We start from the raw sequence: 24970 nt of genomic DNA on the forward strand, positions 1-24970 counted from the left end.
ATAATTTTCAAGTAATTTTAAAATGAAAAAACTATATTGTTAGCAATATAGTTTTTTATTTAACAAAATTTAAATAAAAATATGTTATAATCCTATTGAAAAATAAAAAACGAGTACGAAAAGTACCTAAAAAATATTAAATTATTTTTTAGGTTTTTTTATTTTTAACTAACAACGAAAGGAAAAAAACCATATGCCAGGACATATTTTTGGTCGCTTAGATTCAGCGACAACCGAAGAACAATTTAAAACAAAATATAATGATTTTTTTCAAGACTATTTTATTAGAAACCGAGAAAAAGTCGATGATTTTTCTCTTTACTTTTTAAATTTTTGTTTTAATTATTATATAAATAATTGCTTTTTAAATTTTAAGGAAGACATTGTTGAATTCACAAAATCTGATGGGGTGCCATTTTTATTCACATTTGAAACTAATGAACAATTGATGGGCCAAAACGAATCTGAACAACAATTTCAGGAATTATTAAGTGAAAATAGTTTTTTAGGTATTTTTGAATTAGAAGAGATTAAAAATTTAATTAAAATTAAAATATTACCAGTCATTGGAACAAAATTAAATTTAATTCAGGGGCCAATTAAAAGAAAGTTTCTTGATTTTGCAAAAGCATTATCTAATAATAAACAGCTTAGTGACAATAGTTTAGTTGTAAAGTATAAAGAATTTTTTAATACTAGGTTTGCAACATTAAAAAATTATTTAAAAACTAATTTAGCAAATAACTTTTTGTCTTTTTCAACTTTATTTGTTGAGTATGCAGCAATGTGTTTTGAAAAAAGAAATTTACTGCTAGCTAATTTAAGAACACACTTTGAAATAGTCGCTAATCACTATCTTGAAAATTTTAACCCGCAAGTAATTAATCGGAATATTGCGCAAGACCTTCTCCAAGTTATGGAAGAAATTAATAAATTAATTCAGCAATTCTGTGAAGAAAATAGTGAGTTTATTAATGAAAAAATGAAAATTTTTAAAGAAGATTTAGATTTAATAGATAAATCATTAAAATTTGAAGATGATGAAGAATATATTAGATAACTAATTATCTAATATTTTTTTGTTTTATCTTATCACAATATTTTAATTGGTATATAATTAAAATAGTTTGGATAGATAGAAAAAGGAGATATAAAGATGTCAAATAAAATTAAAGGAATTGGTTCTAGTAATGGAATTGCGATTGCAAAAGTTTTTAAATTAGAAGAACCACGATTGAATATTGAAAAGACAACAATTGATAATGTTGATGATGAAATCAAATTATTGGACCAAGCGATTAGCAAAGCAAAAGGGGATATTGAAAAATTACAAAAAATTGCCTTAGAAAAATTAGGGGCTGAAAAAGCGGCAATTTTTGAAGCACATGGTCAAATCTTACAAGACCCAGTAATGTTAGATGAAGCCAAAGGAATAATTAATAATGAAAAATTAAATGCTGCTTATGCCATTGATAGTGTGGCTAAAAAATATATTGCGATGTTTTCGGAAATGGATGATCCCTATTTTAAAGAAAGAGCTAGTGATATTAAAGATGTTACTGATCGGTTAGTTAAATATATTTTAGATGTGCCAGTGTTGGATTTAGCAACTATTAATGAAGAAGTTATTATAGTTGCTAATGACTTAACGCCATCACAAACAGCCCAATTGGATCCGCAATATGCGAAAGGATTTGCTTGTGATATGGGGGGGCGAACTAGTCACGCTGCGATTATGGCCCGTAGTTTAGAAATTCCGGCAGTATTAGGACTAAAAAATATTACAACCTTAGCTCACCATGGTGATGACATTATTATTGATGGAACAACTGGGGAAGTTATTCTAAAACCAGAACCTAATGAAATTAAAGAATGAACTGATAAAAAAGCTGCTTTCATTAAAAAACAACAAGAATTATTAGCCTTTAAAGATAAACCAACAGTTTCTAAAGATGGCTTTAAGGGTTTTACCCTAGAAGGAAATATTGGTTCACCAAAAGATGTTCAAGGAGTATTAGACAATGGTGGAGAAGGAGTAGGTTTATTCCGAAGTGAATTTTTATACATGGATAATGATCACTTCCCAACTGAAGATGAACAATTTGTTGCATATAAAGCAGCCTTAGAAGGGATGCAAGGACGCCCGGTTATTATTAGAACATTAGATATTGGGGGAGACAAAAAATTATCATATTTTGAATTTCCAGAAGAAATGAATCCGTTCTTAGGGTACCGTGCCATTCGTTTATGTTTAGATCGCGAAGATGTTTTCCGTACTCAGTTAAGAGCGTTATTAAGAGCAAGTGCCTTTGGAAAATTAGGAATTATGTTCCCAATGATTGCCACTATTGATGAATTTAAAAAGGCAAAAGCAATTACCTTAGAAGAAAAAGCTAATTTATTAAAAGAGGGACATAAAGTTGCCGATAATGTCGAAATTGGAATGATGATGGAAGTTCCTGCGGCCGCTGTTTTAGCAGACCAATTTGCTAAACATGCTGATTTCTTCTCAATTGGAACTAATGATTTAATTCAATATACCATGGCTGCTGATCGAATGAGTCAATTTGTTTCATATCTGTACCAACCATACAACCCATCAATTCTTCGTTTATTAAAAACTATTATTGATGGTGCTCATAAAGAAGGCAAATGAGTAGGAATGTGTGGGGAAATGGCCGGCGAACCATTAGCGATTCCAATTTTAATGGGAATGAAATTAGATTACTTCTCAATGTCGGCCACAAGTATTTTACGTGCACGTAGTATTATTAGTAAATTGGATACTAATGAAATGGCCAAATTAGCAGAAACAGTTTTAAGTTGTGAAACTAGTGAAGAAGTTATTAATTTAGTTGAAAAAGCAACCGGAAATGTTTTAAAATAATTGATTTTCATTTAAAATAACACTATTAAATAAAATAGTGTTATTTTTATTTTGCTGCTATTACGAAAGGTTGGTTTAATGATGATTAACTTCTTAACTAATATTGGGACATTATCCTTACCAGTTGCCATTAGCCTAGTGGTTATTTTTGGTGTGTTAGCAATTGTTTTTGGAATCTTATACTGAAAGTTAGAATACCAACCCCGGAAAAACCACCGTCAACATAATGCTTTTGAACAACAAACACATAAACCAACTGTCTGGGAAGCTTTTAAAAATAATAAATATTTTATTATATTTGCAATTGTAACAGTTTGTTTTATTGCCTCGTTGCTAGTATTGTTACATAATGTGGTGGAGAGCCCATTGTTGTAAGAAATAAAATTTATATATCTTAGAATAATATTAATTAATTTAGTTAAAAGTATATTAAAAATCTAAGTCACATAGTTAAATAGTATATATTAAATTTTATTTTTATAATTAGTTTTTGAATTTTTCGTTTCTGAATTATGTAATGTTATTCAACCATAGCTACTAAATAGCAGAAAATATAATGTTTCTCATAATAATTTCAGCTGATTATGGTATAGTAGTTACCTAAAAAGGAATATCGTTTCCTTTATATTTATATACAGATTTAATCTTAATTAAATCTCATTGTGAGTCTTCTATGTCAATTCTAAATACTTTATCAGAATCATCTCATTTAATACTTGCTTCATAACTTTTTGTTTGAAAAGGAAGGAGCATTTTTAAAACTGATGATGAATATATTGATGCTCAATTAAGTTTGGTTTTTATAAAATGTACATTAAAAATTCATTTAACATCTCAGTTTTCAAGACCTGTTGGGACAACAATAAATTTTAAATAAATGGGAACTAAATCTTCAACTCATGGGATACCCGCTTCATTTTTAACTTCTTCCCATAATTCATTATTAAATAATAGTCTATTTTCTAAATGTATTAAATTATTATTAATGACTTTTAAATTATTGGATAAATTAGTAACGTTATTATTTAATAAGTTAATATCTTGCTCGCGATTTTTAGCTCATAAAGCAGAAATAGCATGTGTTCCTCCACCTTCATTGGAAGTTTGTCCTTGTTGATCAATGTCGCCATCAATGTGTCCTATTTCATTAAAGATGTCAAATACCGCTGTTTCTGTATTGGAATCATATCCAGTAGCGACAGGCCCCTTAATTACTAAATTTGTGATAGGCCCTTTGTAATTTTTTACTTCTGAATCTTCTGATGATATTACATCATCATAAAGTTTTAATTGTTTTTGTAAAATAGTTGTTGTTAATTTTTCTTCATTTTCTTTTCTTTCGTTTTTTTCTAAACTTATTAATTGATCTGTTTCACTCTTAGTGTAATAAAATTCTAAATCAATTTGTGATAAATCAATTTCGTTTGGGTTTTCATTATATGTTTCAAATAATTTTTTCAGCGAAGTTAATTCTCCATAAATTTTCATGCGACTAGGATGTAATCCTTGTAAGTTTAGAATATTATTTGAACTAGCTTCAAAATTATTCCCATTTTTAGATCTATTGTTAGCAGTAACAATAAATTCAATGGGAATTCTGTTAAAACACCAATGTTCAATCATAATGTAAATCATTTTTCGAATGATTTCTTTAATTCTTTGGTCTCTAAAAGTATGATAGGGGAATTTATAAAAAATAAAATTTAAATAAGCATTGATATCATCTTGTGCTTGGATCGCAAAAGTGGTAAATCATTCTTCAACATTTGAATATAATTTATTGTATTTTAATGGTACTTCATTAATTGGACCAGTTAAACGATTAGACTCATTATATTCTTGTAAATTTACTCCTTCTCATAATTCAGGTTTAATTATTGACATATAGTTTCATCTCCTTATCTTCTTAAATAAATTTGTCCGGATTTATTTAAAAAATATTAATATATAACAAGATTTTGTTCATATGTGAACACTTTAATTTTAAAAGAGCAATATTTTAAATGATTAGGATAAAAATTTAAAATAAAAAAATGATGTAAGTAATATTTTACATCATTTAGGAAAAGAAATTAAATAACAATTAAAACCAATGATAATTTAAACAAATGAATCATTTATTATACGATCATCTAAGAGATCACCAGCTGTTTTAATTTTTGTTTGTAATTTATTAATTTGTTTAAGTAATAAATTAACTATTTTTGGTAATCCTATCATAATGATATTTAAAAAATAATAAAGCAGTTTTAAAGTTAATAATTTTAACTTAGTTTTATTCATTGTTACCTTTAGAATGGGTCAAATTATCAATAAGAAATTCTATCTTATTATTTAGTTTATATAATTGTTTTTTAATTTTTTTAATTTCTTTAGGAATTATTAAGGTTTTACTATCCTTCTTTTTATTAACTATTTTTGCACTACCATAACCACTACTAATACCTAATAAAATATTCAATATTATAATAAGTATTTCTGCTCATCAAGGCATGACAATCAATTAAAAATGGTAGTTTTATAAGAAATATTCTGCAAGTTGTTGGTTATTTACTTGCAGAATCCTCTTGTTCCATAATAGTCGCTTAAAAATAGTAGTCATTGTTTCATCTCCTTAATTTTAAAATAAAAATGTCCGTATTTATTTTAATCATGGGGACCCTTACTTGAATACTAATTTTTTACTCATATGTGAACATTTTAATTTTAACGGATATTAATAAAAAATGATTATAATTATTAGATTTTTTATAGAATTTTAACTAAATGAAAAAATTAATATAATTATATAAATTATATTAATTTAATAAATGATGTTTTTAAACATCAAAATAACCCTCTGGATATTTTCCATCCCATCTAACATCTCCTGATTGTGGACTATTTCTACAACTTAGGGTCATATGAGAATCAGAATAATAAGCCCAAATTGTGGAATTGCAAAATACAACTTCGCCATCTCTTTCCAGATATGATTTATAATCACTAATTTTAGAATTATTAATTTTAGAAATGGCAACACTAGAAGTAATTATTGCAATAAGTGAAAGTAAGCTTATTAATAATCCAAACAAAATATATTTTTTATTCATTATTTTTCCCTTCTTTTCTTTTTAAAATTATAACAAATTTTATATATAAATATTTACTAATGATATTGTTTCATCAGTTTGATTAAATAATTCAATAGTTGATAAACTAATGGTTCCATTTTTTGTCAAAAATTCTATATCATAATTACCATAACCATCAATTGCTGAGATACTAAAATAATTAAATTTTGTAATAGAATCTTTTAAAAAGAATTCTATTATTTCATTAGTTGATAGATCTTTAATTTTTTCTTCTCAGTTTATTTTTGTAAATAATTCGCTATGATTACCATATAATGAAAGTGCGATATCTAATTTTTCATTTGGTATAATAATGTGACTTAAATATTTTCCATATTCTCCAGAACTTAATGACATATCTGCTGGTATTAAAGAAGGAATATCATTTGGATCTAGGTTATTTGAAAGATCAATTCAACTAAATTGATTATATTCTAATGAAAAAAGATTATTGTGTGATATATTGTAATTTTTCATTCTAATATTTTTGTCATCTTTAAAATCAAAATATTCACTTTTTAAAAGCACTTCACAATCTTTAAATTCATAATAATTGGGCTCTACTAATTCAGGTTTAGAAACTAGTTCTAAATAATAGGGACTTAATAATTTAATATCATCATTAAAGCCTTTATTAACAGATTGTGTTGAATAAATATAATTTGATAGCAAGAAAATGATTTGATGCAAAATCTTTGCTTCGGTGCTATTTACATAGTTTGGATTTTCAAGTTTTCATTGTTCTAAAAGATTTGAAATTACAATTTCAGGTTTTTGGCCATTAAATTTTTCTTTTATTTTTGCTACTTTATTTTTTGGTTTTCCGCTAGGTTCATAATCGGCTCCATCAAAATTTCGTTGATAATTATATGTATAAGATAACATATTTAATAAAACATGTTGTAGAGATGTTATTTCTGGAGCGTCTTTTAATTCTAACTCAACATCTGAATAATTATCAGGAGTTTTAAAACTATAACTTTGTAAACAACTATTTTGATCAGCAAAAGCTACTGAAAAATCAACAATATTTTCTGTTGTAATTACATCGTCAACTGGATAGCAGACATTATTTTCAACATTTCATTTTTGTTGTTGATTAATTATTTTCATATCTGCTTTAGTAATTCTTGATGATTTTAGCACTTTTTTGGTAGTTGTTCCAATTGTTTGACCAAATTTAATTAAATCTAAACAAGAATTTACATTTAAAAATTTTTTCGCTAAATTTCAAGGCAAAATTTGACTGGAAAATCATTGCTGTAGTATTTTTAATTTAGGCTCTGTTTGAATTGGCATTGATAACAAAGGAAAGGGAAGTTTATTTTTAATGATAAGTTCAGGATAACCATATATATTATTTACATTACCTCATAATTTAATATTTCCTCATTTAATTGCTTTGGGTGCTTTAATTTTAATTCCAGTGATTTCCGTATCAGGGGGTAATGGTTTTTGAATTTTAACAATAACTGCATTTCCATCAATTGTTTTAAAGTCTTTTAACAAGGTTAAATTAGCTAATTTGGTAATTGTTGCTCCGTTACTTCATGGCTGGTTATATTGGTCAATAATGTATAATTTGTCAAGATTGTTGTTATTAACCGGTTCATCAATGGAAACTACTCGAATGTCATAAGTACTAATTGCAGCGGGGTTTTGGAAGACCATTACTTTAGTATCAATTTCACTATATTTAGTTGCTTGTTTTTGGGGATTATTAATGGGGATTGCTTTTAAATCAATTTGAAAGTCATTAATTTCATAAGCATCAGTAATAATAACATCATCGGGGTTAATAAATCTAATTTGAACAATGTTAGGACCAAATTCTAAACTTGGTTTTTCACTATTATCAAATAGACGTTTTAAAGAATAAATATATAATTTATGTTTCCGGTCTGGACCATAAATTAATGATAAGTCAGCATCACTTTTACTTTCTGCGAGATTAGCAAAGTCTAATGGGGTTTGGTCGATATAAAAATCTTTTCCGAGTGGTTCTTTATTATTTTTATCGTTAATATTTTTCATTGTGGTAGTTATTAAGATAATGGTGATGAACCAACCGAATTAATTTTTAGTTGCACCAAGATTTTTAGACTATCAGTGTTATCTTTAAGAGCAAATGTTTTTGCTTTTAGAATATCTTTATCAAAAGTTAATAACAAACTAATGAAGGCCGCTAATCCTTGGGCACGTAATGCTAATTTAGTTTGGTTAGTTAAATTTACTAAACCATTATGATTAGTAATTGTGATGGTATGATCTTTAATTATTTTTTCTTCGGGTAATTCTAAATTAGAATTGGTTAATAATTGGTTTTGTGTTTTTAAATATAAATTAGTCAATGGTTCTGGGTTAAAAGTTCCCATAATAGCACTAATTGGATCAGGATTATGATCAGGGTCATTTTCCATTACTAAGATATTATTTTTAATAAATTTATGAATGATATTATTTACTTGTTCTTGGGTATTTCCAATAATACCATTAGTGTTTAATAAGAACTTGGTACTGTTTAAAATTGTTCCTAAAATAATTTGTTCATAAATTAAATCTAATGTTTTAATTTTTTCAATTTGGTATTCGCAATCTTTTGTTCCATTAGGAGTATTTTTAAAAATAATAATTGGTAAATAATTAATTTTTAAAGTTTCAGTTTTCCCAAAACTTTGGTCAAAGTTATGTTGATCATAATCTAATGGGGTTGATGATAAACTTCCTTCTTCATCAAGTTGATAAATTTTTCTAGTAACTTCGACATGGTCAGTTACTAATTGATAAGTGGCATGCATTATTAGTGTAGTGTTATTTTCATCTTGCCATTGGTGAAATAAAATTGTGCAGGTAGTTAATTGGTTAATGATATTTTCAGTACTATTAATAACTTGAACAGTTTTAAAATGTAAACTATCATTATGTTGATATACTAAGTAAGCAGCACGGCCACATTGCGACAGTCTTTTTTCATTTAACCAATTTTGTTGATAAAAGTTATTTGCTGTTAAATAATTTTTAATTTTAGTAACTAATTCATCTTGAGAATCAATTGTTAAATTTAAGTCCGTAGGATTAAATTTATTAGCTTGTTGATCACTAACATAGTTAGTTAGCATTTGAAGATGATCAAAATTATTAATATCATAATTTTGTAAAATAGTTTTGGATGTGGTTAATTTATTTTTTAAAAGGTTTTGCTTTTGGGTATGCGAAAGAAATTTTGCCATTGTTTCTCATCCTTTCTTTGTAAAGTGTAATATTCTTGGCAAGCATAATATTTATTTAATTTTCAAAGAATTAGTTGGTAATTACTAATAATCTTTTTAATTTCTTGCTGTGACTTTCAATCATAAGTCTTAATTAATTTTTGTAATTGCTGTTTTAATTGGTAAGGTTTTGTAATCTTATTAACATTATTAATTGGTAAATTAGGAATTTGCTGAATAAGGGGAAATTATTAAAATATTTTAATGAAGATAAATTAGTTTCAGTAGTTTTTTGTAAATTAAGAATCTTTTTGAATTTAATAGGTTTAACTAAAGAATGTACTTTTTGATTTACTAAAGTTAAATCATTATTATTTTTATTTAAAAAACTATTAATTAAAGTTAATAATTTAGTTTGATCAGTTTTTAATTCTCATCCTAATTGATCAATTATTAAACTTAATTTTTCAGTTTCATTATTTAATTCCGTAAACAGGTTTTTAATTTCGACTGAATTATTTAATAGTCTTTTTGAAAAGTTAAATTTACTAGTTAACCCTAATGTTAATTTTTCCTGGGTTAGATAACGTGTTCTTAGTAAACTAATGTTGGCAATATCTTGTGGTTTAACATTATTTTGAATTAATTCATTGATTATTGTTAACCAGGATGCAAAATCAAGGCTAATAATTTGTGACCAAGACTTGTTAAGAGGATTTAAAATATTATTAACATAATTGATATCATCCATCCTAATTTTAAAATTATTAGGAGCTTGTTTTCATTGTTGATTAGTAATTAAGTTAGCAGCTTTTCTTTTAATTAAAGTAATTTGTTGATAATTAAAATAATCTAATTGACTAAGTTGTTTTGTTTGATAACCTAATTTTTGGTTAATATTTTTTTGTAAATTAATAGGATTAGTAAAATGATAAGGGATGGGATTATTTTGCTTAGCATGTTGGTTTAGATAATCCTTAATCATTTTTGTTAAATCATAACTAAGTTTTCCTTCGGTAATAATTTTTGATCATAACTGGCGTTTCTTAATGGTTGTTTTAGAAAGACCTTTTCAAAGACCATTTTTTTTGATTGCTTTGGCAACTTTACTTTCACCCAAAGGTAATAATAAATTTAGCAATGAATTACTAGCACTTACATCATTATTAATCACATTATATAATTCATTGATTAAAAAATCAGTTCCAACTTCTCCAATTACAGTTAATACCTCGGTAGTTGTTGTTGACAATGCTAAACTAGTTCCGAGCGCGCCCAAAGCCGCGCCACCGATCGGAGCTAAGATGATTCCTAAAATAGTAGTAATAATTGCACCAAAGATTAGGCCAAATAAATCATTACTTTTTTGTTTTTCTTCCCGGGGTAATCTTGTAACGGGAAGGTGTTTAACATCAAAAAGTAAAGCAGTATTACGGGTTCCAATTGGCATTGTTAGCACTTCCTTTGTCAGGGTAATTTATTAAAAATGTTCACATATGAATAATGGATGTTATTTTTTATATTTATATATTTTTCATTTATAATGACTAGTTTGGTTGTAGAGGTTATTATGACGAAAGATATAGTTAAAAATTACTTGGCAGTTATTTTTGAACTTGGGATGTTCTTTTGTGATGCCAAATTGTTCAGCAATTAAATCTTCCACACTTTCATAAACATTAACAAATTCATCATTGACAGTATAAATAGCATAAAAGAAGTTTGATTTTCTTGCCATGTTCTATCACCTCAATTATATTTTGATACAGATAAATCATAGAATTCATGTAAGAGTTATCAAAGTAATTAAATAAATACGGACAGTTTCATTCTAATTGACGTAATTTTAAAATGATTAGAATAATAAAAATTATTTTGGATATTTTGAATTTTTTTCCAGAAGGAAAGCGGATTTATATTTTATTTAAAAATAATTACAAAGTTATCAATTAAAAAAATATTAATTTTCCAAAAATAGCATAAAATATACAATTTTGCCATTTTTAGTGGGAAAGTTTAGCATTTTTCTTTTATTTGGTAGTATACTTAATGTAGTTATATATTAAAAAAGTACATTAGAGGAGGGAATTTTTATGGGATTATTCGGACATAAAAATAAAGAAATTCAAATTATCGCACCAGTTGATGGTGAAGTTATTGCAATTGATGAAGTAACAGATGAAATTTTTTCACAAAAAATGTTAGGAGATGGTTTAGGAATTAAACCAGCGAAAGGAAATTTTGTGGCTCCGATGGAAGGTAAACTAATGACAGTTTTCCCAACTGGTCATGCTTATGGAATTAAACATAAGTCGGGAGTTGAAATGTTATTACATGTTGGGATGGACACTGTTTCATTAAATGGTGAAGGCTTTGATATTAAAGTTAAACAAGATCAAACTGTTAGTCAAGGGGACTTATTATGTAATGTTGATTTAGACAAAATTAAAGACAAAGTTCCTAGTTTAGATACACCAATGGTTTTTACCCCTGATTCAATGAACGGGAAAACAATTGAAGTTGTTAAAAAAGGAAAAGTTAGTCAAGGAGATGTAATTGCGATTATTAAATAAGACTTGTCAAAGATAATTTAATGCCAATTCACAAGAATGATAAAAATTATCATTCTTTTTTTTGTTATAATCTAAGAGAAAGGTGAGAAATTAATGACAAAGCTAATTTTAATTGCAATTGTATTTTTCTTATATTATTATTGAGTTTTCTCTTCAACGGGAACAATTTTAGCTGACTTGTTAAAAATTAGAACTCGTAATATTTATTTAAGTATGATTATGGGTTTTTTCTTTTATTTTGCCACCATTGCTTTCCTATTAATTCCCCTGGAGTTTATTGGCAATTTAAAATATATTGTTTTAGTTTATTATTTATTAGCAATTAATATTTTATATGCCGTTATTTTATTATTATTTGTTCGCTTTTGATTTAATTATCGCTTATTAGACTGAAACCACTTATTGTTTGTGTTGGTTTTTACAATGTTTATATTTTTATACTACTTAAAAAATTTATTTATTACACCTTCTGGACAAAACTTGAGTAATAGTTTTGTGTTGACCTTCTATAATTTTAATTTTAACAATGGGAAGGTTATTTTTAATTTAAATTCGGAGGTTACCTTAAGTGCAAATTCTACCTTGTCAGCTTTACCATGGTTTACCAATGTTTCAATGTGGTTTGCAATGACAAAATTAAATCCAATTGATATTACAACTAATTTATTAGATATTTTTGATGCGTTATTATTTGCTTCGATTTTTATTACCTTACTAAATAACTTTTCGAAAAAAAATAGTAATAAAATTATTATTGGTTCCTTATCCCTGGTTACTTTATTAGCTTCGAAACTATTAATTTATTATTTTGGTTATGATGCCTGACACCCCGAAAATATGTTAACTAATTTATTTTTTGTGTTGTTTATTCTTATTAGTATTTACACCAACCGGGAATATCGTAGCCGTAATATGCCCTGAATTATTGGATTTATTTTTGCCAGTTACATAACATTTGATTGAGATGCTAGCTATATTATTTTATTTACTATTTATGTCACAACTTGAATTAGTATTTTGCGATTCCGGACAAATTTCTTAAAGGATTTTGTAAAATTCAGTGCTGTATCAAGTGTTTGTTTTATTGTTTATAATGCCCGATTAAAAAACTTATTATTAATCTTTATTTTTTTAGCCTTGCTATTATTAATGTTATTTATTGCTTTTTTATTGTACCGAAATTACACAAGAATTCGTGAAATTGAGTTTGCAATTTATGAGCGCCGGAGAGGATTTATTTTTGTGATTCCGATTATTTTTACCATTATTTCGGTGGTAATTGTCTTAGCAACAAACCAGATTAACTTAGATTTTTGAACCCTTGAAAAAATTGCCCAACCATTATTTGTTCAGTTAGAATTAGGGAGATGACGTGAAATTACAGATACTGTTTTTATTTCAATTTCTTTCTTCTTCTTAGGATTCGCTTTAATTTGGATTTTATTTATGGAAAGAATTCCTAACTTTGTTGCCAAAACCCAAATTACGATGCTATCAATTTTAACAGTTTCTTTTTTCAATCCGTTAGTGGGGAGATTCTTAATTTGGATTTTCAATAGTCAAGCGTTATTAAATAATGCGACGGTTTTTATTGTTGCCTTGCTAGTTGCTGTTAATACAACAGTGTATGCAATTAAAACAAAACCATTTAATTTTAAGTGAAGTCGGTTTTTCCCACCCCCTAAGAAACTAACTTTTAAACATAAAACAAAGATAACTAGAAAATAGGAGGTCTCTATGAATTTTAATGAAGCACAAAAACGAGTAGAATTTTTAAAAGAACAAATTAACAAATGAAATTATGAATATTATGTGTTAAATAATCCGAGTGTTAGCGACCAGGAATATGACCGAGCTATGCAAGAATTAATGGCGTTGGAAACTGAACATCAAGAATTAATTACTTTTGATTCACCAACCCAGCGCGTATCAGGAGAAGTAAGCGATAAATTTAATAAATATGAGCACCAAAGTCCAATGCTAAGTTTGGGGAATGCTTTTAACTTGGAAGATCTCCAACATTTTGATGATCAAATTAAGGAACTAACAGGATTAAGTGAAATTGAATACACTTGTGAGTTAAAGATTGATGGGTTATCAATATCGCTAATTTATGAAAATCATTTATTAAAAATTGGAGCTACTCGCGGGGATGGTACCACGGGAGAAGATGTCACTGTTAATATTAAAAAAATTAGATCAATTCCGTTAAAAATTGACCAGAAAAATTTAACTGTTCGGGGCGAAGTTTATTTATCAAAAAATGATTTTGAGAAAATTAATAAAGAACGCGAAGCAAATGAAGAACCCTTATTTGCTAATCCTCGTAATGCTGCCGCGGGAACGCTGCGCCAGTTAGATTCAAGTATTATTGCAAAACGAAATTTAAGTGCTTTTTTATATTATTATGTTAATGCTACTAATGATGGGATTAAAACCCAAAGTGAAGCTTTACAACGCTTGGCTGCTTTAAAGTTTAAAATTAATAAGGAGTTTCGTGTTTGTAAAAATATTGGCGAAGTGTGAGACTATGTTCAAACATACCAGGCCAAACGTGAAAATTTAGAATATGAAATTGATGGAATTGTCATTAAAGTGAATGATTTAAGTTTATATAACCGCATTGGATATACCGCTAAAAATCCTAAATGAGCAATTGCCTATAAATTTCCCGCTGAAATTGTTATCACCAAAATTCTAAATATCTTTCCATCTGTTGGCAGAACGGGGCGGATCACTTATAATGCTCAGTTAGAACCCGTTCGCATTGCCGGAACCATTGTGAAAGCCGCAACATTACATAATGCTTCTTTTATTATTGATAAAGATATTCGGATTGGTGATGATGTTAAAGTTAAAAAAGCGGGTGATATTATTCCAGAGGTAATCAGTTATTTACCAGAAAAAAGAAGTAAAAATGCGAAAAAATGGCAAGAAGCCACCCATTGTCCGGTGTGCCATTCACTATTAGAACGAACAGCAGGAGAAGTTGATCAATACTGTATTAATTCTTTATGTAGTAAAAAAATTACAAGATCATTAGAACATTTTTGTTCACGCAATGCGATGAATATTGAAGGAATTAGTGAAAAAATTATTGAAAAATTATTTAATTTAAATTATTTAAAAAGTTTTAGTAACTTGTATGAATTAGAAAAATACCACCAAGAAATAGTGGAATTAGAGAATTTTGGTGAAAAATCATATCAAAACATGATTAATTCAATTAATAATTCAAAAACTAATTCCTTAGAAAAATTATTATTTGGGTTAGGGATTCGCCATGTCGGGCAAAAAACCGCCAAATTAATTGCACGGAAATTTTTAACAATGGAAGCAATTGCCGCCGCTACTTTTGAAGAGTTGGCAACTATTAATGATGTTGGTCCGATTGTGGCAACTAGTGTGGTTGATTATTTTAAAATTGCCGAAAATATTAACGAAGTAAAAAAACTCGGGCAGTTAGGAATTAATATGACATATCAGCCAAGTACTAATAATAATTCTCATAAATTTGGAAATTACCGTTTTGTAATTACTGGTACTTTATCAAAACCGCGCGAATATTTCAAAGATTTGATTGAAAGTATGGGGGGGGCAACTTCGGATAGTGTAAGTAGTAAAACAACTTTTGTGTTAGCCGGAACTGATCCGGGAAGTAAAATTACCAAAGCAGCGAAATTAAATGTTAAAATAATAAGTGAAGAGGATTTTAATAAATTATTAAATTCATAGCAGAAAGGAAATTTAAAATGGCAAGAATTGATAAAGAAAAGTTGCGCCAGTTAGCGCATAATATTATGCTTGATTTATCAGAACAAGAATTAGAAAAGTTAAGCAATGAATTTGATGTTATTTTAAAACAAATGGATTTAGTGCAAAAAATTGATACAACAAATGTTCATTCAATGCACTTTCCTTTTGAAATTACAGTAACAGGTCTACGCGATGATGAGGAAATTGAACAAGTTTCCCAAGCAGAATTATTAGCAAATGCCCCAGTTGTTGAAGATGAATATATTGTGATTAATAAGGTGGTTAAGTAAAAAATGAATTATTATACAATTAAAGAATTACATGAATTATTATTGCAAGGAAAAATAACTCCCACCGAAATTATTACAACTGCTTTTCAAGCGTTAGAAAGTCATCAGGATTTAAATGCAACAGTAACAATTCTAAAATCTGAGGCTCTAAAAGTTGCCAAAGAATTAGAAGCACTAGAAATTAAAGGTGATGATTATCTTTTTGCAATTCCGTATTTTGCCAAAGATAATTTTGCAACAAAAAATATCCGTACCACAGCTAGTTCCGACATTTTAGATAATTTTATCCCTCCTTATGATGCCGAAGTTGTTAAAATTTTGGCTGATAACAATGCCATCTTGTTAGGAAAGACAGCTCTTGATGAATTAGGCATGGGAGGTCATGGGTTATATGCTCATACTGGGGAAGTTTTAAACCCATGGGATAAAACTAGAATTACGGGGGGATCTTCTTCAGGGTCTGCTGCATTAGTTGCCGCGGGGGTTGTTCCCTTTGCCCTGGGTTCTGATACTGGTGATTCAATTCGAAAACCAGCTAGTTATACAGGGATTGTTGGTTTAAAACCAACTTATGGGATTTTATCGCGCTTTGGTTTATTTCCTTATGCGCCGTCGCTAGATACGGTAGGGTATTTTACCAGAACAGTTGAAGACTGTGCAATTGTTTTAGATTATTTAGCAAAACAAGATGATAAGGATGCGACTTCATTACCAAGTGATCAGCAAAATTATTATCAAAACTTAACAAGTGATATTAAGCACTATCAATTTGCATATATTAAACAAATTCATCAGCAGTTACCTGCCCCGATTAAAGCAATTTATGAAGATTTATATCAGAAGTTAACTGCTCATAATATTAGTTTAACAGCAATTGATTTTCCTGAAGATCTCTTGAAAGCATTATTACCAGTTTACATGATTATTTCCTTTGCTGAAGCAGTAAGTAGTCATTCAAATTTAGATGGAATTAATTTTGGAGTCCGCCAAGAAGGCGATAGTTATGAAGAAGTAATGATGAATTCGCGGGGAAAAGGTTTTGGTGATGTTGTTAAAAGAAGATATGTTATCGGTTCCTATGCTTTAACGCGAAAAAACCAAACATTATTATTTTTAAAAGCAAAAAGAGTTCGCCGGTTAATAGTTAACGAACTTGAAAAAATCTTTCGTCAGTATGACATTTTATTGTTACCTTCAGCTAGTGATGTTGCTCCTAAAATTGCTGATATTAAGCAGCAAGTATTAAAAGAAGAAGATGTTGAACATTATATTGATGATGTCTTAGTGCTAGCTAACTTTATGGGGAACCCCTCTTTAACAATTCCGCTTGCTTTAATTAATGAATTGCCGATCGGGATTAATATTAATGCCAGACCATTTAATGACCAAGCAGTTTTAAATGCAGGTTATTTATTAGAAGATATTATTGGGTTAAAAAATCTTGTGGTGCCGAGCAAGAAAGGGGGCATTAAATAATGCATAATTTTGAAGTTGTTATTGGTATTGAAAACCATGTGGAATTAAAAACCAAAACAAAAATGTTTTCAAAAGGACCAGTTAGTTATGATGCTCCTGCTAACACAATGGTAAATATCATGGATATGGGTTATCCAGGAGCAATGCCAACAGTTAATAAACAAGGTGTGGCCTTGGCCTTATTAGCTTGTCAGGCATTAAATTTAGAAATTGATCCAATTGTTCAGTTTGACCGTAAGAACTATTACTATCCGGATTTAGCCAAGGGTTTTCAAATTACCCAACAATATTTTCCAATTGGGAAAAATGGTTTTTTAACTATATTAGATGAAAATAATCAACCTTTAAATATAGAAATTGAACGGTTACATATTGAAGAAGATACGGCAAAACAATTACATTTAGCTGATAAAACATTATTAGACTATAACCGCGCAGGAATTGGATTAATTGAGATTGTAACTCGCCCGGTTTTACGTAGTGCTTATCAAGCAAAAAAATATGTAGAAGCCTTACGAGAAATTCTATTATATTTAAATGTTAGTGATGCCAAAATGAATGAGGGTTCTTTACGCTGTGATGTTAATATTTCTTTACGCCCATTGGGAAGTAATCAATTAGGGAACAAAGTGGAAATTAAAAACTTAAATTCAATTAATAATGTTGAAAAAGCAATTGAATTTGAAATTAAACGCCAAAGCCAAATTATTCTGAGTGGTGGGGTTGTGGAACAAGAAACCCGTCGATTTGATGAAAAAACTAAAGAAACAGTTTTAATGCGAAAAAAAACAGATGCCACAGATTATAAATATTTTTCTGAACCTAATATTTTTCCGATCAAACTAGATGAAACGTGAATTACCAAAATTTTGGCCTCGGCTCCAGAATTACCTAATCAAAAACGTCAGCGCTATCGGGAAGAATACCATTTAAAAGAGAGCGACATTGAAGTGCTCTTACAGGATTATGATTTAATGAACTTTTTTGAAGCAAGTGTCAAAAATAATTCTAATTATGAAATGGTTGCAAATTATTTAATTGGTGATATTTCGGCCTATTTAAATGCCAAAAATATTACTATTAAGGAAACAAAATTAACCCCCGCTAATTTAAGTGAAATGATTGATTTAATTGTTAAAAATATCATTTCGACTAAACAAGCAAAAACCGTGTTAACCCATATTTTAACGACGGATGTTAAACCAGAAATTTTAGTTGCTAAATTAGGATTAAAACAAATTACTGATCCCCAAGAAATTATTAATATTATTACTCCAGTAATTGAAAACAACCTAGCAATGTTAACACAATATGATGAACGTCCTGAACGGGTGATTAAATTTTTTATGGGTGAGTTAATGAAATTAACCAAAGGACAAGTAGCACCTGAAATTGGTCAACAAGTTGTTCTTGAGTTAATTACGAAGAAAAAAAACACATAGCTAATTTAATGATAACTACAAGGAAAGAATTGAATCATTTTTAAGAAAGATTCAATTTTTTAATTCTGAACATAATCTTAATTAATGATTGTAAACTAATTAAATGTCCAAAAATAAATTTATTTTTTTATTTTAAATTTATTTAAATAACTATAATTAAAATGAATAATAAAATTATTCACTATTTAATTAAATATCTCAATAGAGTATACATAATGCCTGATTTAATTCTTAACTATCCATTTATAGTTAATAATAATCAGGTTTTTTTGAAAAACTATCGTTATAAAGGAGCGGATAACTTATGAATATTGAGCAAATTGACATTTTTTTTAAATATAGAAATAAAAAATTTGGAAAGAAGATAAAAACAGAACAAGAATTAAAATCTGAAAAAGAAGCTTATTTTTATCTTTTTGAAAAATATTTAAATAAAATTTTAAAATATTATACATTTAATTTAGAAGCTTATATTATTTCAACACTTAATAATGATAACTGAAATGATCTATTGAATTTATTATTTATTTATGAAAAATGCCTTACTAAATTAAATTCTCTTTTCAAAAGAATTAAGAATTACAAGATTGTTGGCAGTTCCAATGTTGATAAATCGGCTAATGATGACTATCAAAAAAAATTAAATGATTTTTCTTGAAATCAAGTGACTCTAGCTACTTTAAAAAACCATCCTCTTTTTTTAGGAATGGTGCCATCTTTTAACTTTGCAGCAAAGGAAATAGCTGACCGACAAGAACTAATTCTTAAAAATTTTAATAATTTATTCATAATTTTTGAAAAATTTTATGATTTTAATAAGGATTTCATTGATAAGATTAATTTAATTATAAGAAAGGAAACTCCAATAGGAGAAAAAAATGATTTACTCTTAAATATTCAAGCACAATTTATAATTTATTTTAAAAGTTTAGATTATTCACAAAATCCTGCTTCAATAATGGCAAGGTTTATTAGTGGCATATTTTGAAATTTTTATAGAGGAATCTTAGTAGATCTTAATCAACGTAATGGCTTTGAAATTCTAGTGTCAGATAATGAATGAAATGAAATGCAAGGATTATTAACACCAGACCATCAAACTCTTCTCAATAACTTTAATATTTTTAATAACAATATTAATGAAAAAATACCAGAATTATTTCAAGATTGAGAAAATATTATTAATAATTATATCAAATTTAATGAATTAGATTATAATGCTGTACAACCATCTTTTCTTATAGGAGAAGTAACTTCTATAGAATGAGAAAAATGATTGCTTTGAACTTATGCTGATACACCAGATATGCGGACAACATTGCAAAATACAGTTAATTTTTTAAGTAAGTCTCTTCCAATTAGTATTGATCCTATTGAATTATTTAAGGTTTCCTCAAACTCCACATTAGAAAAATGAAATTTAGAAAGTTTAAAAAGTTGCTTTGCACACGCAAAAATAAAAAAATTTTTAAGTATTAATTGCTGCCCTGAATTTAGTATTTTATATGATTTAAGACAAATTTTTGGTTATCACCCTAAGAATACTTGTGTAGAAAGATTTCAAAAAATTATAATTTATAAACTTCTAGAAGCCCAAATTTTGGAGCAAACAGGTAAGCGAGAACCAAAATTAAAAACTTTAAATGAAAAGAAAAAAAGGATGATTCAAGAACAAATCAATAAACATAAATTAGAATTAATAGATACTACAATTAATCTTGATCAAAATCTTCCTGGCAGTTCTTCTCGCTAAAATATTAACTTAGTTAGTTTTATAACTATTACCTCAATAGTTGTTTAACTAATGAATATTGATTTCCCTTTTTATTTTCACGAAATTAATTAAAAATATGATTTTTATTAAAATCTTATTCTAATCGCTGATATAAAGTGCTATATTTAATATGTAAAAATACTGAAAAATAGAAAGACCATAGGAAACTTTAGAAATGAGAAGTGAAACATATTATAAAAAAGTAATCTGCGCAATTATTTTCTTTGCGTTATTTTCAATTAGTACTTTTGCTGTTTTTGCGGCGGCGATTGGTTACATTATTGACAATACAATGATTAATCCAAACTTACCAGCAGAAGAAAAAGACAAATTATTTGTACTCTTATATCAACCAGTGCAAGCAAAAGTTGCTTTTATTTTTATCATTCCTGCTATTTTAGGATTAATCATAATTTTTCGGAGTTTTAAATTATGGGCAAAATTAAACCAGAATGGTGAACCAAGTCCCAATGATTTGAAATGACTATTTAGTTTTACGATTGTGTTAGGTTTTTATTCATTCTTTATTTTATTCACAAGTTTAATTAACCATCAAACAGACATGGCGGGGGCAACTGCAATTATTCCCTTGGGTGCTAGTAATTCTGAAATTTTGGCTAAACCAGGCTTTAATTTTTTAGAATGAACAACAAAATTAGAAGTTTATGATATTTTATTGTGGATTTGTTTGGGAACATATTTAATTTTACTAGTACCTATTAGTATAGAACTAGCAACCTTAAAAAAACTACCAAATGTTCCGAAAGAACCAACATTAGCAACGCCAGAAGAAGTTAATCTTGCTAGTGATAATTCCCATCAACCTGCTAAAATTTCAGACCAGGAATTAGATCTCTTAGAGCGGATTTATAATACTTTAAATTCAGTTAAACATACAGCATGAGTAGGCAAATCTAACAAGTATTTATATATTGATTTTGCTGAAAACGCCGGGGGTGTCCAAGATATTATTAAGGGTTTAATTATTAAATATGGGGCGCAAACTGCGGTTGATGATGAAAATCCCCATTTATTAATTGTGGAAAATAAGTCTAAAATGCTTCGTGATGCTTTAGTCCATTATAAAAAAATTAACCACCAGTAAGATAACTTATTGGTGGTTATTTTTTTAAGATAATTATTTATCTGCTTCGGTTGGTTCTTCAACAGCTTGTAATTTGGTTGTTAAATCATTAATTGCATTAATTTTAGCAATAAATAATAATTCATCCCCAAGTTTTAAACTGTCAACATCCCCCGGCAAGATAACTTTTCCTTTTCTTTTAATATGGACAATGTTGTAATCTTTGTTATTAATTAACCGTAAGTCTAACAATGAACTACCATCAATTGATGGTTCGGTTACTTTAATCACAACTGAAGCATAGTTTTCATCAACTGTTTGCATTTCAATTGCAACATCAAACATTGCTTTCGCAGCAATAATGTTTCCGGCAATAAGATCAGGTTGGACAATATTAGTAATTCCTAAGGCTTTTAAAATTCGGGCATGACGCGAATCTTTTGACTTAGCAATGATGTTATTAACCCCAATGTCTTGTAAACTAATAATTGTTAAAACACTAGCTTCAATATTGGTAGCCATTGTTACAATAACAGTATCGTATTGGTCTAGGCCTTGTTCAATTAAATTGGCTTTAATGGTTGAGTCTAAGGCTACCCCATCAATTTGTTCATAACTGGCAATCATGTTATTAACTTTTGCTTGGTCAGCGTCAAACACCATGACATGTTGTTTTTTAGCAACTAAGGTATCAATAACCGCTTTTCCGAAGTTACTTAATCCAATTATTGCAAAACTTTTTTTACGAGCCATCCTATCACTCTCCTTATCACGCTTAATTATACTATTTTTAAAATTATAAGCAATCTTTGGTACTTTATAGAGAATGTTGGTATAATATTAATATTATATTTGAATAGAGGTATAGTCTATGAGAGTTTATCAGCCTTTTTTTAAAAATATCTTTAAAAAAAGAAAAGAACTTTTAAATCAACGCAATGAAGACGATATCGCTGCACCAATTAAAAAAAGGAGAATTCATTTTATTCCCTTTTCAAAAGTAGCAGGGAAACTATTTTTAATTTATGTTTTAGTAGTTTTAATTTCCGGATTCTTATTATGTATTCCGGGGGTTGTCTATAATGGTGCCCGGGACATTACCGATGGGAGTGGAACTCCCCTAGGGCAATATGATTTTCGCTGAAATTTCTTAATTGGATTGTTTACTGCCTCGAGTGCTTTTTCTGACACTGGACTAACAATTCCAGTTACTGCTGCTGATTATACCTTTTTTGGCCAATTAATTATTATTATTTTAATTCAGTTTGGTGGTTTTGGGGTTTTAACCTTTAAAATTATGATCTTAGTTTTATTAGGTCGTAAAATTTCAATTAAAGACCGGATGTTAGTACAAGGTGAGCGGGGAAATAATAGTTTTGGTCACACCTTAGATTTAATTAAAAGTAGTTTTTACTTTCTAATTATTGTTGAAGTAATTGCGGCCATTTTACTGTTTTTTAACTTTTACTTTTCACCCGGAAGTACGGCGGGAAAATTTATGATTGATAATGTCACATACCACCGGTTTTGAGCCAGTTTATGAAGTGGTGTTTTCCATTCAATTTCGGCCATTAACAATGCGGGGTTTGATATTGTTGGAAATTCTTCTTTAATGCCTTATAATACTAATTACTTTTTACAATTTATTTTTATGATTGAATTTGTAATGGGAGGAATTGGTTTTCCAACCTTTTATGATATTAAAAGAAAAATTGCGGCTTGAAAACGAAAAGAAAAAGTAAAATTTAGTTTATTCACCAAAATTAACTTTATATCTTATTCGTTAGTATCCATTGTCGGAGTATTCTTAGTTTGGTTAGTGGAATATGTTAATTTAAATATGACAACAATGGATGCTTTTGGAAATACTGTTTATATTGAAACAATTTTACGGGATGCACCAACTAAATGGAACGGGTTTATGAATATTTTATTCAATACCATGTCAACACGGAATGCTGGTTTTTCAACAATTGATTGTACTAAATTATTACCAGGGTCACGAGCAATTATGTCAATTATGATGTTTATTGGATCAGCGCCTTCTTCAACAGCTGGGGGAATTCGGACAACTACCTTTGCAATTGTCCTAATTACCATTTGGTCCATTATGCGGAATAATAATAGTGTCAATGCGTTCAAACGGAAAATTCCGAATGAAACTGTTAAGCGAGCCTTAGTAGTAACCATTATTTCCGTAATGCTGGTCGGTGGAACAGTTTTAGGAATTAGTATTGAAAACCCAACCTTAGATTATTTAAATATTTTATTTGTGGTATGTAGTGCTTTTGGGACAACGGGTCTAAATACCTTTAATTTTTTACAAACCTATGGCTTGGGCGCCTTTAGTTTATTATTATTAATTGCCAACATGTTTATTGGACAGTTAGGAATTTCTTCAACCTTATTAGTTTCAATTAAAGGAACAGGGGACAAAGAATACAGTTATGTTGAAGAAGATGTTACAATTGGATAACCCTGCGGGGATAATAATTTTTAAAAATAAGTGTTGAACATTTTAATTATATAAAGGATATTCAACAGAAATTTATCAACAGAAGCGCTTTTAGCGCTTCTTTTTTGTTTTAAGATGCCAGTCTAAAATTAGATATTTTTTTATATTAACACAATAAAGTTGTAATAATTTTACAGAAAAATTAAAATTAAGGCGGGAGGTTTATTTATAAATGAAAGAAATAAATAGAAAAAATTCAAATGACCGGCGATGGAACTTAAAATATTTAAAAGAAAAATATGGAAGTGATGAAAGTTTTATTGCCAGTCAACTTACTGATTTAGATTTTCCAACACCGAATTTTATCTTTCGCCAAATCATTAGACGATGCCGGTTTAAGTCACTTAGTTATATTGTTCTAGATGATGAATATTACCAGAGTATTATTAAATGATATAAAATTCGAAAAAATGTGGAATTAAAACAAGAGTGGATTAATTATTGTTATGGTGAATTGTTGGGGATTGTAGCTATTATTCGCCAGATTAGTCATGTGGGAGCTAAGTTTGTAATTACAAGTCCAGTGCGCTCAGCACTGCCAAAAATTTGTACTTTTAATTATCGAGAAGTTATTTTTAATGAATTACAAATTAAAAATAATAAATTTGAATTTGATTTTAATGCTTTGAATGAACAGTTGCGTGATCCGATGGTAAAAGCATTTTTGCTTTGTAACCCGATGAATCCCTGGGGAAAGTTATGGACAGTTGAGGAGTTAACAAAAATTGCTAATATCTGTTATCAAAATAATGTTATTTTAATATCTGATGAAAGTGGGGGGGGGATTTATTAACTAATGCCCAAGGTTTTAATTCAGTTCTTAATCTTAGTGATCAAAAATTATTTAATAA

At 28.3% G+C, this 24970-nt stretch carries 21 protein-coding genes; 13 read left to right on the plus strand and 8 right to left on the minus strand.

Annotated elements, in window-relative coordinates:
• Positions 1-193: 193 nt before the first annotated feature.
• From QPK10_RS03805 to QPK10_RS03815, 3 genes are all read left to right on the plus strand, one after another.
• A complete protein-coding gene (locus QPK10_RS03805) occupies positions 194-1060 on the plus strand; it encodes a hypothetical protein (protein WP_368486702.1) in 867 nt (288 codons plus the stop codon).
• 96 nt (positions 1061-1156) lie between these two features.
• Positions 1157-2887 (plus strand): phosphoenolpyruvate--protein phosphotransferase, encoded by a 1731-nt coding sequence (gene ptsP, locus QPK10_RS03810; RefSeq protein ID WP_368486703.1) that lies wholly within the window; start codon positions 1157-1159, stop codon positions 2885-2887.
• Positions 2888-2965: 78 nt separating this feature from the next.
• On the plus strand, positions 2966-3262 hold the full coding sequence (locus QPK10_RS03815; RefSeq protein WP_368486704.1) for a hypothetical protein: 297 nt from the start codon (positions 2966-2968) through the stop codon (positions 3260-3262).
• A gap of 225 nt (positions 3263-3487) precedes the next feature.
• Here the strand turns inward: QPK10_RS03815 and QPK10_RS03820 are convergent, their stop codons facing one another.
• From QPK10_RS03820 to QPK10_RS03850, 7 genes are all read right to left on the minus strand, one after another.
• Positions 3488-4771: a hypothetical protein gene (locus QPK10_RS03820; RefSeq protein WP_368486705.1), complete on the minus strand. Its 1284-nt coding sequence runs from the start codon at positions 4769-4771 to the stop codon at positions 3488-3490.
• A 216-nt stretch (positions 4772-4987) separates the two neighbouring features.
• Positions 4988-5170: a hypothetical protein gene (locus QPK10_RS03825; protein WP_368486706.1), complete on the minus strand. Its 183-nt coding sequence runs from the start codon at positions 5168-5170 to the stop codon at positions 4988-4990.
• 536 nt (positions 5171-5706) lie between these two features.
• On the minus strand, positions 5707-5979 hold the full coding sequence (locus tag QPK10_RS03830; protein WP_368486707.1) for a hypothetical protein: 273 nt from the start codon (positions 5977-5979) through the stop codon (positions 5707-5709).
• Between the two features lie 39 nt (positions 5980-6018).
• Entirely contained in the window at positions 6019-8034 is a 2016-nt protein-coding gene (locus tag QPK10_RS03835; protein ID WP_368486708.1) for a hypothetical protein, read from the minus strand.
• A gap of 11 nt (positions 8035-8045) precedes the next feature.
• Complete coding sequence (locus tag QPK10_RS03840; protein WP_368486709.1) at positions 8046-9230, minus strand: hypothetical protein; 1185 nt, start codon at positions 9228-9230, stop codon at positions 8046-8048.
• A 154-nt stretch (positions 9231-9384) separates the two neighbouring features.
• Entirely contained in the window at positions 9385-10659 is a 1275-nt protein-coding gene (locus QPK10_RS03845; RefSeq protein WP_368486710.1) for a hypothetical protein, read from the minus strand.
• 60 nt (positions 10660-10719) lie between these two features.
• Positions 10720-10947 (minus strand): hypothetical protein, encoded by a 228-nt coding sequence (locus tag QPK10_RS03850; RefSeq protein WP_047791855.1) that lies wholly within the window; start codon positions 10945-10947, stop codon positions 10720-10722.
• Positions 10948-11302: 355 nt separating this feature from the next.
• On the opposite strand from QPK10_RS03850, the gene QPK10_RS03855 reads away from it, so the two are divergent.
• The 8 genes from QPK10_RS03855 to QPK10_RS03890 all read left to right on the plus strand — a co-directional run bounded on the left by QPK10_RS03855 (position 11303) and on the right by QPK10_RS03890 (position 21625).
• Complete coding sequence (locus QPK10_RS03855) at positions 11303-11782, plus strand: PTS glucose transporter subunit IIA (RefSeq protein ID WP_368486711.1); 480 nt, start codon at positions 11303-11305, stop codon at positions 11780-11782.
• 93 nt (positions 11783-11875) lie between these two features.
• Positions 11876-13510: a hypothetical protein gene (locus tag QPK10_RS03860; RefSeq protein ID WP_368486712.1), complete on the plus strand. Its 1635-nt coding sequence runs from the start codon at positions 11876-11878 to the stop codon at positions 13508-13510.
• Between the two features lie 9 nt (positions 13511-13519).
• Positions 13520-15517, plus strand: coding sequence for an NAD-dependent DNA ligase LigA (gene ligA / locus QPK10_RS03865; protein ID WP_368486713.1), 1998 nt, complete (start codon positions 13520-13522; stop codon positions 15515-15517).
• Positions 15518-15534: 17 nt separating this feature from the next.
• Positions 15535-15828: an Asp-tRNA(Asn)/Glu-tRNA(Gln) amidotransferase subunit GatC gene (gene gatC, locus QPK10_RS03870; RefSeq protein WP_368486714.1), complete on the plus strand. Its 294-nt coding sequence runs from the start codon at positions 15535-15537 to the stop codon at positions 15826-15828.
• A gap of 3 nt (positions 15829-15831) precedes the next feature.
• Complete coding sequence (locus tag QPK10_RS03875) at positions 15832-17304, plus strand: amidase family protein (RefSeq protein ID WP_368486715.1); 1473 nt, start codon at positions 15832-15834, stop codon at positions 17302-17304.
• Positions 17304-18746, plus strand: a complete 1443-nt coding sequence (gene gatB / locus QPK10_RS03880) for an Asp-tRNA(Asn)/Glu-tRNA(Gln) amidotransferase subunit GatB (RefSeq protein ID WP_368486716.1) — start codon at positions 17304-17306, stop codon at positions 18744-18746. The genes QPK10_RS03875 and gatB overlap by 1 nt, the downstream gene beginning before the upstream one ends.
• 304 nt (positions 18747-19050) lie before the next feature.
• On the plus strand, positions 19051-20499 hold the full coding sequence (locus QPK10_RS03885; RefSeq protein ID WP_368486717.1) for a hypothetical protein: 1449 nt from the start codon (positions 19051-19053) through the stop codon (positions 20497-20499).
• Between the two features lie 196 nt (positions 20500-20695).
• Positions 20696-21625, plus strand: a complete 930-nt coding sequence (locus QPK10_RS03890; protein ID WP_368486718.1) for a hypothetical protein — start codon at positions 20696-20698, stop codon at positions 21623-21625.
• A 33-nt stretch (positions 21626-21658) separates the two neighbouring features.
• Here the strand turns inward: QPK10_RS03890 and QPK10_RS03895 are convergent, their stop codons facing one another.
• Positions 21659-22357: a TrkA family potassium uptake protein gene (locus tag QPK10_RS03895; RefSeq protein WP_368486719.1), complete on the minus strand. Its 699-nt coding sequence runs from the start codon at positions 22355-22357 to the stop codon at positions 21659-21661.
• A 118-nt stretch (positions 22358-22475) separates the two neighbouring features.
• Here QPK10_RS03895 and QPK10_RS03900 point away from each other — a divergent pair, with 118 nt between their 5' ends.
• Positions 22476-24080: a TrkH family potassium uptake protein gene (locus QPK10_RS03900; RefSeq protein ID WP_047791844.1), complete on the plus strand. Its 1605-nt coding sequence runs from the start codon at positions 22476-22478 to the stop codon at positions 24078-24080.
• 211 nt (positions 24081-24291) lie between these two features.
• The gene (locus tag QPK10_RS03905; protein ID WP_368486720.1) at positions 24292-24912 is read left to right on the plus strand and encodes an aminotransferase class I/II-fold pyridoxal phosphate-dependent enzyme; all 621 of its coding nucleotides are present in this window, start codon (positions 24292-24294) and stop codon (positions 24910-24912) included.
• Positions 24913-24970: the final 58 nt, after the last annotated feature.

The sequence above is a fragment of the Spiroplasma sp. DGKH1 genome (assembly GCF_040940205.1).
Taxonomy (GTDB): domain Bacteria; phylum Bacillota_I; class Bacilli_A; order Mycoplasmatales; family Mycoplasmataceae; genus Spiroplasma.